The organism is Polaromonas sp. P3_B1, assembly GCF_056402935.1.
Map to the genome: position 1 here is coordinate 1 of NZ_JBFUGK010000027.1, position 13,900 is coordinate 13,900.

14 protein-coding genes are annotated in these 13,900 nt (G+C 64.7%); 2 read left to right on the forward strand and 12 right to left on the reverse strand.

The window, feature by feature from the left end:
• Positions 1–127 precede the first annotated feature (127 nt).
• The 11 genes from AC1DXS_RS15995 to AC1DXS_RS16045 form a co-directional block, all read right to left on the reverse strand.
• Positions 128–1,114 (reverse strand): 2-hydroxyacid dehydrogenase, encoded by a 987-nt coding sequence (locus AC1DXS_RS15995; RefSeq protein ID WP_477738467.1) that lies wholly within the window; start codon positions 1,112–1,114, stop codon positions 128–130.
• Entirely contained in the window at positions 1,111–2,412 is a 1,302-nt protein-coding gene (locus AC1DXS_RS16000) for a citrate transporter (RefSeq protein WP_477738468.1), read from the reverse strand. The genes AC1DXS_RS15995 and AC1DXS_RS16000 overlap by 4 nt, the downstream gene beginning before the upstream one ends.
• Before the next feature lie 52 nt (positions 2,413–2,464).
• Entirely contained in the window at positions 2,465–3,661 is a 1,197-nt protein-coding gene (gene pncB / locus AC1DXS_RS16005; RefSeq protein WP_477738469.1) for a nicotinate phosphoribosyltransferase, read from the reverse strand.
• A gap of 101 nt (positions 3,662–3,762) precedes the next feature.
• Positions 3,763–4,119 carry an FKBP-type peptidyl-prolyl cis-trans isomerase gene (locus AC1DXS_RS16010; protein ID WP_477738470.1) on the reverse strand — a complete coding sequence of 119 codons (357 nt, stop codon included), beginning with the start codon at positions 4,117–4,119 and terminating at the stop codon, positions 3,763–3,765.
• 75 nt (positions 4,120–4,194) lie between these two features.
• Complete coding sequence (locus AC1DXS_RS16015; RefSeq protein ID WP_477738471.1) at positions 4,195–4,851, reverse strand: ABC transporter ATP-binding protein; 657 nt, start codon at positions 4,849–4,851, stop codon at positions 4,195–4,197.
• Positions 4,844–5,599, reverse strand: coding sequence for an ABC transporter ATP-binding protein (locus AC1DXS_RS16020; RefSeq protein ID WP_477738472.1), 756 nt, complete (start codon positions 5,597–5,599; stop codon positions 4,844–4,846). Before AC1DXS_RS16020 ends, AC1DXS_RS16015 begins: the two co-directional genes overlap by 8 nt.
• Positions 5,599–7,482, reverse strand: a complete 1,884-nt coding sequence (locus AC1DXS_RS16025) for an ABC transporter permease (protein WP_477738473.1) — start codon at positions 7,480–7,482, stop codon at positions 5,599–5,601. The genes AC1DXS_RS16020 and AC1DXS_RS16025 overlap by 1 nt, the downstream gene beginning before the upstream one ends.
• Positions 7,483–7,495: 13 nt before the next feature.
• A complete protein-coding gene (locus AC1DXS_RS16030; protein WP_477738474.1) occupies positions 7,496–8,242 on the reverse strand; it encodes a nitroreductase in 747 nt (248 codons plus the stop codon).
• Positions 8,239–8,682 (reverse strand): acyl-CoA thioesterase, encoded by a 444-nt coding sequence (locus AC1DXS_RS16035; RefSeq protein WP_477738475.1) that lies wholly within the window; start codon positions 8,680–8,682, stop codon positions 8,239–8,241. Before AC1DXS_RS16035 ends, AC1DXS_RS16030 begins: the two co-directional genes overlap by 4 nt.
• 6 nt (positions 8,683–8,688) lie before the next feature.
• Positions 8,689–9,675: an NAD(P)H-binding protein gene (locus AC1DXS_RS16040; protein ID WP_477738476.1), complete on the reverse strand. Its 987-nt coding sequence runs from the start codon at positions 9,673–9,675 to the stop codon at positions 8,689–8,691.
• Between the two features lie 82 nt (positions 9,676–9,757).
• The gene (locus AC1DXS_RS16045) at positions 9,758–10,705 is read right to left on the reverse strand and encodes a histone deacetylase family protein (RefSeq protein ID WP_477738477.1); all 948 of its coding nucleotides are present in this window, start codon (positions 10,703–10,705) and stop codon (positions 9,758–9,760) included.
• Between the two features lie 278 nt (positions 10,706–10,983).
• Between AC1DXS_RS16045 and AC1DXS_RS16050 the strand changes: the two genes are divergently transcribed.
• Positions 10,984–11,532: a phasin family protein gene (locus AC1DXS_RS16050; RefSeq protein WP_477738520.1), complete on the forward strand. Its 549-nt coding sequence runs from the start codon at positions 10,984–10,986 to the stop codon at positions 11,530–11,532.
• A gap of 158 nt (positions 11,533–11,690) precedes the next feature.
• Here AC1DXS_RS16050 and AC1DXS_RS16055 read toward each other — a convergent pair whose 3' ends face one another.
• Positions 11,691–12,566 carry a patatin-like phospholipase family protein gene (locus AC1DXS_RS16055; protein ID WP_477738521.1) on the reverse strand — a complete coding sequence of 292 codons (876 nt, stop codon included), beginning with the start codon at positions 12,564–12,566 and terminating at the stop codon, positions 11,691–11,693.
• A gap of 132 nt (positions 12,567–12,698) precedes the next feature.
• Here AC1DXS_RS16055 and AC1DXS_RS16060 point away from each other — a divergent pair, with 132 nt between their 5' ends.
• Positions 12,699–13,742: an extracellular solute-binding protein gene (locus AC1DXS_RS16060; RefSeq protein ID WP_477738478.1), complete on the forward strand. Its 1,044-nt coding sequence runs from the start codon at positions 12,699–12,701 to the stop codon at positions 13,740–13,742.
• The last annotated feature ends 158 nt before the right edge of the window (positions 13,743–13,900 follow it).

Here is a 13,900-nt window from a genome sequence, read left to right on the forward strand (position 1 = left end):
TGCAAAGCCTTGACGGGGTCTACCCCGCCTGCGTTTTGCGCCTTGCTCAAGGCCTTTTTGACTCGCAACGCATCTTGCAAACATAGTATTAACAGGCCCTATTGTCCGCTTGTCGCCTTCTTCCTGCTTATTGACCGGCCAGTACCGCGGGATTGAGCGGGGTCAGCGGCTTCTTGCCGCTGAAAAACGCGATCAGGTTGTCGGCGGCGAGGCTCGCCATGGCCATGCGCGTGGGAATGGTGGCGCTGGCGATATGGGGAGTCAACACCACATTGGGAACGGTCAGCAAGTCCGGATGCACCTTGGGTTCGCCCTCGAAGACGTCCAGCCCGGCGGCCGCGATGCGCTTGTCACGCAGGGCCGCGGCCAGCGCGGCATCGTCCACGATGCCGCCGCGTGCGATGTTGATCAGGTTGGCGGTTGGCTTCATCAAGGCCAGCTCCGCGGCGCCTATGGTGTGATGAGAGGCTGGAGTGTAAGGCAGGACCAACACCAGGTGGTCGGCTGTCCTGAGCAGCTCGTCCTTGCCGACGTAGCTGGCCTTGCATTCGGCTTCCAGCGTCGCGTCCAGGCGCGAACGGTTGTGGTAAATCACCTTCATGCCGAAACCGTGGGCCCCGCGTTTGGCAATGCCCTGCCCTATGCGGCCCATGCCCAGGATGCCCAGGGTCGCGCCGTGGATGTCGGAGCCGGCAAACATGTCATAGCTCCATTTGGTCCATTTGCCGGCGCGCAGGTAATGCTCGCTCTCCGTCACGCGGCGGGCCGTGGCCATCAGCAGCGCGAAGCCGAAATCCGCCGTGGTCTCAGTCAGCACGTCGGGCGCGTTGGTGGCCAGCACACCGGCCGCCGTCATCGCGTCGATGTCGAAGTTGTTGTAGCCCACGGCCATGTTGGCGCAGATTTTCAGGCCCGGGCAAGCGGCCAGCACCTCGGCGTCAATTTTGTCGCCGCCTGTGGTGAAGGCGCCGTCCTTGCCCTTGAGGCGCTCGGTCAGTTGGGCCTTGGACCAGGTCTCGTCGTTCTGGTTGGACTCGACCTCGAAATGCCGCTCCAGGCGTGCAATGACTTCGGGGAACACGGCGCGTGCGACGAGGATTTTGGGTTTGTTCATGGTGTTCGGGAAGGAGTGGAGGACGATGCTACCGGCTCAGAAGACGAACCAGTAGCCGATGTAAAAGGTGAAGTGCCCGCAGCTTGCCGGACCCGTGGCGCGTCGGGATGCCAGCCCAGCACGGCCAGCAGCACGAAGAATCCGATCACGTAGCCCAGCGCCACATGCCAGCCGCCCTTGAGCCAGGCGACGACGGACTTGGCCTCGGGGTAGATACCGGCCAGCGCCACGCCGGCCGAGGACCCAAACCACAACATGCTGCCGCCGAAGCCGACGGCATAAGCCAGGAAGCCCCAGTCGTAGCCGCCCTGGTGCAGGGCCAGCGCCGTGAGCGGGATGTTGTCGAACACCGCGCTCACGAAACCCAGGCCGAAAGCGGTTTGCCAGCTGGCGGCAGGCAGGTGCTGCACCGGCATCATGGACGCGCACAGCACCAGCGACAGCAGGAAGACGCTGCCGCGCGCGGCCTCGGGCAACAGGCCCCAGTTGGAGCGGCGCCAGGGCGTGGTCAGCGCGATCGCCACCCACACGGCGATGCCTATCACCGGAAGCCGCTCGAGCACCGCGGGGTCACGCAGGTTGAAGTACACATTGGCGGCCACCGCCGACAGCAGGATGATGGCGACGATGCCCAGGCGCGCCCAGTGCAGGTGCGCGCCCGGCACGGCGTCCTTCATGATGGGCTGGAAGGCGTGCTGCTGGCGCGCCGCGACCACGCCGAAGATGGCCAGCGCCACCACAGCGCCCACATAAGACTCAAACACCTGGCCGGGTGAAACGCCGGCAATCCACATCATGGTGGTGGTGGTGTCGCCCACCACGCTGCCCGAGCCGCCTGCGTTGCTCGCGGCCACGATGGCGGCCAGGAAGCCGATATGCACACGCTTGCGGTACAGCACAGCCGCCATGGTGCCGCCTATCATGGCCGCCGCGATGTTGTCGAGGAAGCTGGAGATCACAAAGACCAGCACCAGCATCACGAAGCCGCCCTTCCAGTCATCGGGCAGGTAGCGCGGCAGCAGCGCCGGGATGCCGCTTTTTTCGAAATGGTCAGACAGCAGCGCGAACCCGAGCAACAGGCCCAGCAGGTTGGCCAGCGTCACCCACTCATGCACCAGCAATTGCAGCAGGCCGCCCAGGCCGGGCACGCCGGAGAAATCGCCCAGCGCGAGTTTGTAGAGCGTGATCAACGCCAGCCCCGCCAGTGCAACCTTGAGCGTGTGGTGGTGCCACAGCGCCACACCGAGCAGCGTCAGGCCGAACAACACGAAATCAAGGGGAACGCCTGCAATAGTCACGCGCTGGTTTTTGAGGTAGGAGTTATCAGGTAGATGATAAGTAAGCTGTGGATTATGCCGGTGAGGCGATTTCAAACACCTGGCGCAGGTAGGCCAGGTATTTTTCGTCGTCGCACATATTCTTGGAAGGGGTATCTGAAAGCTTGGCCACCGGCTGGCCGTTGCAGCGGATCATCTTGATGACGATCTGCAGCGGCTCGTAGCCGAGGTCGTTGGTCAGGTTGGTGCCTATGCCGAAGGCCAGTTGGCAACGGCCCTTGAACTGGTGGTACAGCTCTATGGTGCGCGGCACCGTGAGGCCGTCGCTGAAGATCAGCGTCTTGGTCTTGGGGTCGACCCGGTTCTTGGTGTAGTGCGCGAGCATGCGCTCGCCCCACTGGAAGGGGTCGCCGCTGTCATGGCGCGCGCCGTCGAACAGCTTGCAGAAATACATGTCGAAGTCGCGCAGGAAAGCGCTCATGCCGTAGACGTCGGACAGCGCGATACCGAGGTCGCCGCGGTATTCCTTGGCCCACGATTCAAAAGCGAAGACCTGGCTGTCGCGCAGCCGCGGACCCAGCGCCTGGCAGGCCTGCAGGTATTCGTGCGCCATGGTGCCCAGCGGCGTCAGGCCCAGTTTCATGGCAAACAACACATTGCTGGTGCCGGCGAACTGGCCCTGCGCCCCCGTGCCGAGTCGGCCCACCAGGGTGCGCAGCACTTCTTCGTGCCAGGCCTTGCCGAAGCGCCGGCGTGTGCCGTAGTCGGCGATCTTGAGCGCCCCCAGGCCTTCGGCCTGCAGCTCGCCGATCTTGGTGTCCAGCCGCCTGCGGCCTTCGCTGAAGTCGGCCTTTTTCTGCGTGTTGCGGAAGTAAACCTCGTTGATGATGGCCAGAACCGGGATCTCGAACAGGATGGCGTGCAGCCAGGGGCCCTTGATGGACACCTCGATCTCGCCCGAGGGCAGCGCCGTGACGCTCACGTATTTTTCATTGAGCCGGAAGATGCCGAGGAAGTCGACAAAGTCGCTCTTGATGAAGCGCATGGCCTTGAGGTAGGCCAGCTCGGCATCCTGGAAACGCAGGTTGCACAGGCCGCGGATTTCCTCGCGGATCTCGGTCACGAAAGGTGCAAGATCGCCGATGCCCTCGGCGCCGGCATTGCGGCATTTGAACTTGTACTCGACCTCCGCGCCCGGAAACTGGTGCAAGACCACCTGCATCATGGTGAACTTGTACAGATCCGTATCCAGCAGACTTGTGATGATCATGGAGAACGCTTGAGGGCCGCGGCGCTTGGGGCGCCTTGGCGGTTAATCAGGTGAACAAGCCCGGCGCGAATGCCACGCCAGGACCTTCAACTTGCGCTGGCTCAAGTGCCGAGGAAATCCACTTCAAACAGCAAGGTTGCGTTGGGCGGAATCACGCCGCCGGCGCCGCGCGCGCCGTAGCCCAGCGCAGCCGGGATGATCAGGCGGCGCGTACCGCCCACCGACATGCCCTGCACACCTTCGTCCCAGCCGCGGATGACCTGGCCCGCGCCCAGCGAAAACTCGAAAGGCTGGCCACGATCCTTGCTGGAGTCGAACTTGGCGCCCTGCACGCCGTCGTTGTACAGCCAGCCGGTGTAGTGGACCTTGACGTTCTGGCCGGCCTTGGCGATGGCGCCCGTGCCCAGCACGGTGTCTTCGTACTGCAGGCCGGAAGGAGTGGTGGTGATGTTGCTCATGGGGTCCTTAAGGGAAAGGGGAGGATAAAAAAGAAGGGAAGAAGAGGAAAAGATGGGAAAGAAGCGGGTCTTTCTTCACGAACCCCTGACTTTACCCGCAACCAGCAAAACCAGCCTGTCAGCACGGGTAGCAAGCAGCTGATTCTGTTCGGCCACGAGCAGGCCCAACCCTTGCTGGCGCAACGCCAGCAGCGCATCGCGAATCGATTCGACGAGGACGGGGGCAATGCCCTCGCAAGGCTCGTCGAGCAGCAGGATGCGCGGGCCGGTCATCAGCGTGCGGGCAATCGCGAGCATCTGCTGCTCACCGCCGCTCATCTGCGCGGCCGTACGCCCCAGCATGGACTTGAGCGCGGGGAACAAATCGAGCGCCCTCGCCTCCTGCGCCTCAACATCACGGCCCGCCGCGATGCGCAGGTTCTCGCGCACCGTCAGTTCGGTGAAGAGGCGGCGGTCTTCGGCCACATAACCCAGGCCGGCCTGCGCGCGGCGATGCGTTTCCCAGCGCTCAATCGGCGCCAGGCCCGTGCCCTGAGGGCCAGCCGGGTCGCGGTAGCGGATGAGGCCTTCGGTGCGCACTTCCAGGCCCATCACGGATTTGAGCAGTGTGGACTTGCCGGCACCGTTCAGGCCCTGCAGCACCACCAGCTCGCCCGGCGCGACCTGGAGCGACACCCCGAACAGCGCCTGGGCCGGGCCGTAAAAAACATTGAGCTTGTCGACCTCAAGCACGGCCTGCCCCTTCGCCGCCTTGGCCCAGGTAGCGGCTGCGCACCACCGCATCGCGCGAGATCTCTTCGAACGAACCCTCGGCCGCCAGCCGGCCTTCTATCAGCACCAGCACGCGGTCCGCCACGCCGGCCACGGCGTCCATATTGTGTTCGGTATAAAGCACGGCCATGCCCTCGCCTGCCAGGCGCCTGACCAGTTGCATCAGCTCGGCGCGCTCGGGCCCGGCCAGGCCGGCGGCGGGCTCATCCAGCAGCAGGAGCTGCGGCCGCGCCGCCAACGCCACGGCGAGTTCGAGCCGTTTCTTCGCGCCATAGGGAAGGCTCAGCACGTCCTGCGCGGCCACTGCCTGAAGCCCGGTCTGCTCCAGCAACGCCAGGGCGGGCTCGCGCGCCTGGTCGTCCAGCTTGCGGAAAGCGGAGATGGCTCGCCATCCCTGGCTCGCCCGTATTGCCAGTTGCACGTTCTGCAGCACCGTGAGCGCTTCAAACACCTGGGCCACCTGGAAGGTGCGCGCCACGCCCAGACGCAGGCGCGCCTGCGGGCTGAGCCCTTGCAACGGCTGGCTGTTCCAGGCGATGTCACCGCCCGTGAGCGCGTACTGGCCGGCGATGCAGGCAAAGGTGGTGGACTTGCCGGCGCCGTTGGGGCCTATCAGCGCCACGCACTGGCCGGGCAACACCTCAAAGCCCACGCCGTCCACGGCGCGCAGGCCGCCGAAATGTTTGATGAGTTGCCTGACCTGCAGCATCAGGCAGATCTTTCAGGGCTGCGCCGGCGCCAGACCTCGGCAAGGCGTGGCAGCAAACCCAGCAGCCCGGAGGGCGAGGCCACCATGATCAGCATGATGAAGACACCCAGCAGGCCGCGCCAGTAATTCACCTCGCGGCCCAGTTCAGCGCCGGCATAACTCAGCACCATGCTGCCCGCCACAGCGCCCCAGAGCTGGTGCACGCCGCCCAGCAGGACCACCAGCAAGGCATCAACGGAGGTGGAGACCGCCGCAAGCGAGGGAAACACCGCCCCCTTGTGCGCGGCGAACAGGCCGCCGGCCAGGCCGGCCAGCACGGCACTCTCCACAAAGATACGGTACTTGAGCCAGCCCACCGCCAACCCAGAAGCAGAGGCACGCAGAGGCGCATCCCGCAGGGCCTGCAGCGCGCCGCCCATGACGGAGCGGCCCAGAAAGCGAAGGGCCGCCACGGCCACCAACGCCAAAAACACGAGCAGCGCGTAAAACACCGGCCGGCCTTCGTCGCCGACCAGCGTGAGGCCGATCAGGCCGTTGTCGCCGCCGGTGAGATCCACCCATTGCGTGGCGCCGGCCCAGATCACCTGCGCGAGCGCCAGCGACAGCATGGCCAGGTACACCCCGCTGCTGCGCACCACCGCCGCGCCGAACACCGCGGCCACGGCCAGGGCCGCGCCGCAACCGGCCGCCAGTGCCAGCGGAAGCGAGGCGCCCCAAAAGCTGTGCGACAGCGCCGCGCCGTAAGCGCCCAGCGCGAAGAACGCGGCATGGCCAAAGCTGACCAGGCCACCCAGCGCCATCATGGACTGCAGGCTGATGCCGAAAATCATGAGGATCAGCGCATCGGCCGCCAGTGCCTGCCAGTAAGGCCCGCCCATCCAGGCCAGGGCGGCAAGCAACACCACGGCAGCCACGATGACCGAGGACCCGATGGCGCCCATCGCCAGGCCGTGAAACTTCTGGGCTGCCTCACGCACGCCACTGCCGGCTTCCTGCGCCGAGACCGCCTTGCCATTGAGCCCCTGGGGCCGGAACACCAGCACCACGGCCATGGTCAGGAACACGATGACCAGCGTGGCCTGCGGAAACACATTGATGCCAAAGGCATGGACCAGCCCTATCAGCAGGGCCGCCACAAACGCGCCGCCTATGCTGCCCAAGCCGCCGGTGACCACCACCACAAAGGTTTCCACGATCACATTCATGTCCATCTGCAAGTGCGCGGGCTCACGAGGCAACTGCAGCGCGCCGGCCAGGCCGGCAAGCGCGCAGCCCAGCACCACGGCGCCCAGCATCAGCGGGCGCGGGTTGACGCCCAGCGCGGCGAGCATGGAACGGTCCTGTGTGGCCGCGCGCAGCTGCTGGCCGAAACGCGAACGCCGCAGCAGCAGATGCAGGCCCAGCCAGACCAGCGGGCCCAGCGCGATCATCGCGAGCTGGTAGACCGGAAAGAACTCGTCGCCGATTTGCACCGAGCCCTTGAGACCCGGGAAGCGCGGCGCGAACACTTCGTCGGGACCGAAGCCCCACTGCATGGCATCGTGCATGGCCAGCGTGAGGCCGAAGGTAGCGACCAGTTGGTACAGCTCAGGCGCGCCGCTCATGCGCCTGAGCAGCAAGAACTCGGCCGCGGCGCCCGCCAGGCCCGCGCAGGCCGCGCCCATCAGGATCGCCAGCAGATACAGCGGCGCGCTTTCACCCCAGGCGGGAAACCAGCGGGTGACCCAGTGCGCCGTGAACAGCGCGCCCAGCATGAAAAAACTGCCATGCGCGAAATTGACAATGCGCGTCACGCCGAAGATCAGGGTGAGGCCCGCCGCCATCAGGAACAGCGTGGTGGCGTAAGACAGTCCACCRAGCAGCTGGACCAGGGAAAAAGTCATCCAGTCAGCCCAGTCAATCTAGCCAGGTGGTGAACTCGGTGGCCGGCACGCGCGGCGTTCTGAAGGTATTAACCAGCGCCGCCTCATCGGCATAGCCCAGCGACATGCCGCAGACCAGCATCTCATCAGGACCCGCGCCTATATGCGGCAGGATGATTTTGCCGAAGCCGTTCCAGGCGGCCTGCGGGCAGGTGTGCAGGCTCAGGCCGCGCGCGGCCACCATCAGGTTTTGCATGAACATGCCGTAGTCCACCAGCGAGCCCCGGCCCATCACGCGGTCCAGCGTGAACATCAGGCCCACGGGCGCATCGAAGAACTTGAAGTTGCGGTGGTGCTGCGCATGCATCCTGTCCTTGTCGCCCTTGGTGATGCCCAGCAGGCCGTAAAGGCCCCATCCGTTGGCGCGGCGCCGGTCTATATAGGGCGAGACCCACTTCTCGGGGTAGTAGTCGTATTCCTCCTGGTACTCGGCCGCCAGCGCCGGGTTGGCGTGCAGCGCGTCGTGGGCATCGCAAACCTTTTCGACCAGCGCATCGCGGCTCGCGCCCTGCAGCACATAGGCCTTCCAGGGCTGGGTGTTGGTGCCCGACGGTGCGCGGCTGGCAAGCTCCAGCAGGTGGGCGATGGTTTCGCGCGGCACCGGTTTCGGCAGAAACTGGCGTATGGACTGGCGGCTCAGGATGGCTTCGTCCACCGCGTTGCGCGCATCGCCGGCCTGGCGCGGGGTGATGTAGGGAAGCACGGGCGGTGCCTGGGTCATCGGAGGGTCTCCAGTACGGAAAGCAGTTCGGGCGGAAGCGGCGCCGGCCGGCGCGTGGCGCGGTCGACGTAAACATGGATGAAATGGCCCCTGGCGGCGCACAGCTGGTTTTCGTCGCCGGGAAATAGAGCCACCTCGTAGCGCACGCTGGACGAGCCCACATGCGCCACACGGATGCCGGCCACCACGGGCTCGGGAAAAGCCAGCGGCGCGAAGTAGTTGCACTGGGTCTCTATCACCAGGCCGATCACGCTGCCGCTGTGGATGTCAATGGCACCGCGTTCGATCAGCAGGCCGTTGACCGCGGTGTCGAACCAGCTGTAATAAACGACGTTGTTGACGTGGCCGTAGAGGTCGTTGTCGGACCAGCGGGTGCCGATGTCGCGAAAAGCTTTGTAGGCGCTACGGGCTTCGGCTTGCGGTCGTGTCGGAGAACTCATGAGGACTTATTTTGCCAGCGCGGGCCGCGCCGGGCTCAGGGGCATTTTTAACCCGATCGCCGCGGGCTCACGCCCCAGCAACTCGGGCAGCCGGTTCGGCACAGGGATGTTGTCCCGCTGCAGCAAGATCCAGTGCCCATAAGAGAAGGGCGAGAAATGCAGCACATCGCAGGCATGCGCGCCCAGCCGTGCCGCCCAGTTGGGCAGCGGCAGTTGGAGCGCGCGGGTGGCGGCGTAGTCGGCGCGCAGTTCGCGCAGGTATTCCGCATAGCCATAGCGGCGGCTGCCGCCGAGTTCGACTTCACGATGCGCGGCCAGGGCAGGCAAAGCCGCCAGGGCGGCAAACGCCAGGCCGAGGTCGGTGGCCGTCATGGCCGCGATGCCGCCACGCGCGCCGCGCGGGATGGCATGCACCGGCGAGCGCGACAGGCCGCGCAGCCAGCGCGCGCCAAAGCCGCCCTCGCCATCGAGCAGCGAGGGGCGCACGATGGCGTAATCGCTGCCCGAGGCTGCGATGGCGCGCTCGCCCAGCAGCTTGCTGGAAAGAAAGCGGCTTTTGGCGCCTTCGTGCAAACCCAGGGCCGAGGTATGTATGAAGCGTATGCCCGCCTTGGCACAGGCGATAGCCAGTGCCGCAGGCGCGCGGTGGTGCACATGGTCGTAAGACTCATTGGGCCGCTGACGCAGAATGCCCACGCAATTGACAACCACATCGACGTCTTTGAGCAGCGCGGCCCAGGCGTCAGGCTGCAGCAGTTGTTCGAAACGCGCCGCACGCATATCCGCAAAGGGATAGGCGGCTGCGTGGCGCTCGGGATGACGGCTGCCTATCGCGACCTGCGCGCCCGCAGCGTGCAGCGCCGCCACGGCATGGCGGCCGATAAAGCCGGCGCCGCCCAAAACGAGTACGCGAAGGCGCGACGCTGTTTGAAGATCATCGGGAATATCGGTGGTGTGGGGGGCGTCAGGGATTTCGGCGGTGGGCAGCGGCATGTCTTGCTTCTTCTATGTCCAGGGTCTATGTCCACGGGTCGGGGGCGAATCTCTGGCAATGTAGCAGCAATGTCTGGCGAGGTCAGGGATTCCAGCGCGCCCAGTATTCGAGTGCCAGCGTGTAAGTGTTCATCTGCACCTGCACGGTCTCGTCGATGTTGACGCCGTAACCGCCCGCCATCGCAAACGCCAGCGGGATGCGGCGCTGCCAGGCCCAGTCGAAGACGCGTCGGTCGCGCGCCTCCAGGCCGTCGAAGCTCAAGGCCAGGCGGCCCAGGCGGTCGCCCTCGTAGGGGTCGGCGCCGGCCAGGTACAGGACCAACCCGGGCTCGAAGCGCCGCTCGAGTTCGTCCAGCGCATGCTCCAGCGCCTGCAGGTAGGCCGCGTCGCCGCAGCCGTCGGGCAGGTCCACGTCGAGGTCGCTGGCTTCCTTGCGAAAGGGAAAGTTCTTTTGCCCATGCAGCGACAGCGTGAACACGCTAGGGTCATTGGCGAAGATGCTGGCCGTGCCGTTGCCCTGGTGCACATCGAGGTCGATGATGGCGACCTGCAGCGGCTTGCGCCCATGCCTGTGCTGCCGCGCCCATTCCGCCTGCATCAGCCGGGCGGCCACGGCCGCATCGTTGAACACGCAAAACCCGCCGCCCTTGTGCGCATAGGAGTGGTGCGTTCCTCCCGCGAGGTTGGCCGCAATGCCTTCCCCTGGCCGGCCGGGCGAGCCCATGGCCACGCGGGCCGCCGCAACGGTGGCGCCGGCCGAGCGGCGCGCGCGTTCGGCCATGCCCGGGCTCCAGGGAAAGCCGATCTCGCGCTGGGCCGCGGCCGGCAGGGTCCCGTGGCTGATGGCGTCTATGTAGTCTGGCGTGTGAACCAGCGCCAGTTCACCGTCCGTCGCGGCCGGCGCCTGCGTCATGCGCACCCGCGGGCATTCGTTGACCAGGCGGTCGCGCAGCAAACGGTACTTGGCCACGGGAAAGCGATGGCCTGCCGGAAGCGGCAAAACAAAGTTATCGGCGTAAAAGGCTTGCAAGATGGCGAGTGTGTGGCGATGTCAGGGTTGAGACCATTGTGGCCTTGAGCCGGGCACGCAGCAAAACGGGTGCATGCAGGCAATTCAAGTAAACCTTTTTGGGTACTTTTCAGTGCTGTTTCAGAGCGTTACCTAGGGCTTGACCTCTAAATTGGTGCACCGCAACATAAAATACTTGCAATGGTGCACACAGTCCCTATACTTGGACTTATGTTGCAGTGCAGCAATTCAGCGCAAAGCAACACCATTGCCCTCACCTAAACCTATTTTGGAGATTCATTATGCTGACCGCTGAACAAGTCCTCGCTTCCCACAAAGCCAACATCGAAACCCTGTTTGGCCTGACCCACAAAGCCTTCGAAGGCGTTGAAAAGCTGGTCGAGCTGAACGTGCAAGCCACCAAGGCTGCCCTGGCTGAAAGCGCCAACCACACGCAAGCCGTGCTGGGCGTGAAAGACGCACAAGAACTGCTGGCCCTGCAAGCCGGCTTGGTCCAGCCCCTGGCTGAAAAGACCGCCGCTTACAGCCGCCACCTGTATGACATCGCTTCGGCCGCCGGCGCTGAACTGGGCAAGACCTTCGAAGGCCAAGCCGCTGAAGCCCAGAAGAAGTTCGTCGGCCTGGTCGACAACGCCGCCAAGAACGCCCCCGCCGGTTCCGAAACCGCTGTGGCTGTCCTCAAGAGCGCCGTTGCCGCCGCCAACAACGCTTTCGAGTCGGTCCAGAAGGCCGTCAAGCAAGCCAGCGACATCGCTGAAGCCAACTTCAACACCGTGGCTGCTTCCGCCGTGAACGCCACCAAGACGACCGCCGCCAAAAAGCGCTGATCGCAGCGCCTGGCGCGCCAACCTTCATGGAGCCTGTTTCGCGAATCCTGTTTGACTGAACAGGTTTCAAGCCAGTTGTCTCCTCGGGTCCTTTCCGAAATTCATTTTCACGGACCCCTTAAAGCCCGATCGCACGATTGGGCTTTTTTTTGCCTGCGCTATTTCTGCGCCGTGACCGCCGCTGCGAGTTTTGCCTTCAGCTGCGGCAGCGCCGCCAGCATGGCCGCCCTGCCCGCATCGATGGCGCGCTGGCGCGCCGAGAAGTCGGCGCTTTTGAGGCCCGTCAGCGAAGGCCGCACGACCACATCGGCGTCCTTGAGCTCGTACTGGTTGATGCTTTTGCCCATGATGGCAAAGGTCTGCAGCAGGATTTGCAGGGTGTCGCCAGCGGGGTTGCCTTCCGGCGGGCTGGAGATGTCGACCGCGACCACGATGTCGGCGCCCATCTGCCGCGCAAAGCGCACCGGCACCGGAGAGACCAGGCCGCCGTCCACATACTCGCGGCCGCTGATCTTGACCGGCAGGAACACCGCCGGCACTGCGCTGGATGCACGCACCGCCGTGCCGGTGTCGCCGCGCTGGAAGAGCACGGCCTGGCCGCTGTTGAGGTCAGTGGCAACGATGCCCAGCGGAATCGCCATGTTTTCCATGGTGCGGTTGGCGACCAGGTCGTTCACATAGCGGGCCAGCGCATCGCCGCGAAACATGCCGCGGCTGAAGATGGGCAGCATCCAGTCGGTGATGGCGACCTCCTCCATATTGAGCGCCGTCTGCTGCAGCTGCGCGCTGGTCTTGCCGCTGGCATAGAGCGCCGCCACCAGGCTACCGGCCGAGGTGCCGACCACCTGTTGCGGCTTGAGCCCGGCCTCCTCCAGCACGGCGATCACGCCCACATGGGCAAAGCCGCGCGCCGCGCCGCCGCCCAGTGCCAGGCCGATGCGCACCGGCTTTTTTGCGGCCTCGGCCGGCGGTGCCAGCACGGGTGCGCCGGGGCCCTGGGGCGTGGTGCAACCAGCCAACAGCAGCACCGCCATGGCCACGCAGGCGCTTGCATGCCGCGCCGGCCCGCGCGAAAGCTTGCCCACCGTAGGGACTCTACCAAGAATGATTCTTATTTGCTTTATCATGGCCGGGCTTTAAAAACACCTGTAAGGAAGTGGAAAGTCATGTTCAAAAAAGTGGTTCTCTCGTCGCTGCTGTTGCTGGCAGGTTTGGCCTCGGCGCAGGAGCAGGTGGTCAACCTGTATTCTGCCCGCCATTACCAGACCGACGAGAAGCTCTACAGCGATTTCACCAAGGCGACCGGCATCAAGGTCAACCGTGTGGACGCCGACGACGCCGGCATCCTGGCTCGGCTGAAGGCGGAAGGCGCGGCCTCTCCCGCCGACGTGATTTTGCTGGTCGACGCGGCCCGCCTCTGGAAGGGCGATGCGGACGGCCTGTTCAAGCCCATCAAATCGCCGGCCCTCGAGGCCGCCATTCCTGCCAAGCTACGCGCCAAGGAAACGGCGGAAGGCACGACCTGGTTCGGCTTTTCGACTCGCGCCCGCGTGGTGGTGTTCGACAAGCTCAAGGTCAAAAAGGCCGACGTCGATACCTATGAAAAGCTGGCCGATCCGAAGAACAAGGGACTGCTGTGCACCCGCTCGGGCGCCCATCCTTACAACCTCTCGCTGTTCGGCGCAGTGACCGAACACCTCGGCGAGGCCAAGGCGGAGGAGTGGCTCAAGGGCCTGGTGGCCAATATGGCGCGTGACCCCAAGGGCGGCGACAGCGACCAGATCAAGGCCGTGGCCAGCGGCGAATGCGGCATCGCATTGACCAACACCTATTACCTGGCGCGCATCATGCGCTCCAATGCAGCTGAAGACAAAGTCGTGGCCGACCGCGTCGGTGTGGTCTTCCCCAACCAGTCCAGCTGGGGCACCCACGTGAACATCGCCGGCGCGGCGGTCGCCAAAAATGCCAAGAACACGGCCAACGCCGTCAAGTTCATGGAATACCTGGCCAGCCCGAGCGCACAGGAATACTTCGCCAACGGCAACAACGAATGGCCCGCCGTGCCGGGCCTGGGCGTCAGCAACCCGGCGCTCAAGGCCATGAGCCCCTCGGGCAATGGCAGCTTCAAGTCCGAAACCATTCCGATCAGCGCCGTGGGCAACAACCAGCTCAAGGTGCAGCAGATGCTGGACCGCGTCGGCTACAAGTAAAAACACAAACCCAGCGCCTTGTTTTTGCGAAAGCCCGGCCGCCGAAAGGCGCCGGGCTTTTTTCATGCGCCATAATTGACGTTTACGTTAACGTCATATCGTCCCGGCTTATGCAGGGCCAAGCGTTCACACAAAGCTTTATCAACCCTCACTCTTCA

Coding starts and splice junctions, on each gene's coding strand:
- AC1DXS_RS15995 (WP_477738467.1), bottom strand. CDS start 1,114: ATGAACAAACCCAAAATCCTCGTCGCACGCGCCGTGTTCCCCGAAGTC.
- pncB (WP_477738469.1), bottom strand. CDS start 3,661: ATGATCATCACAAGTCTGCTGGATACGGATCTGTACAAGTTCACCATG.
- AC1DXS_RS16010 (WP_477738470.1), bottom strand. CDS start 4,119: ATGAGCAACATCACCACCACTCCTTCCGGCCTGCAGTACGAAGACACC.
- AC1DXS_RS16020 (WP_477738472.1), bottom strand. CDS start 5,599: ATGCTGCAGGTCAGGCAACTCATCAAACATTTCGGCGGCCTGCGCGCC.
- AC1DXS_RS16030 (WP_477738474.1), bottom strand. CDS start 8,242: ATGACCCAGGCACCGCCCGTGCTTCCCTACATCACCCCGCGCCAGGCC.
- AC1DXS_RS16035 (WP_477738475.1), bottom strand. CDS start 8,682: ATGAGTTCTCCGACACGACCGCAAGCCGAAGCCCGTAGCGCCTACAAA.
- AC1DXS_RS16040 (WP_477738476.1), bottom strand. CDS start 9,675: ATGCCGCTGCCCACCGCCGAAATCCCTGACGCCCCCCACACCACCGAT.
- AC1DXS_RS16055 (WP_477738521.1), bottom strand. CDS start 12,566: ATGGCGGTGCTGCTGTTGGCTGGTTGCACCACGCCCCAGGGCCCCGGC.
- AC1DXS_RS16060 (WP_477738478.1), top strand. CDS start 12,699: ATGTTCAAAAAAGTGGTTCTCTCGTCGCTGCTGTTGCTGGCAGGTTTG.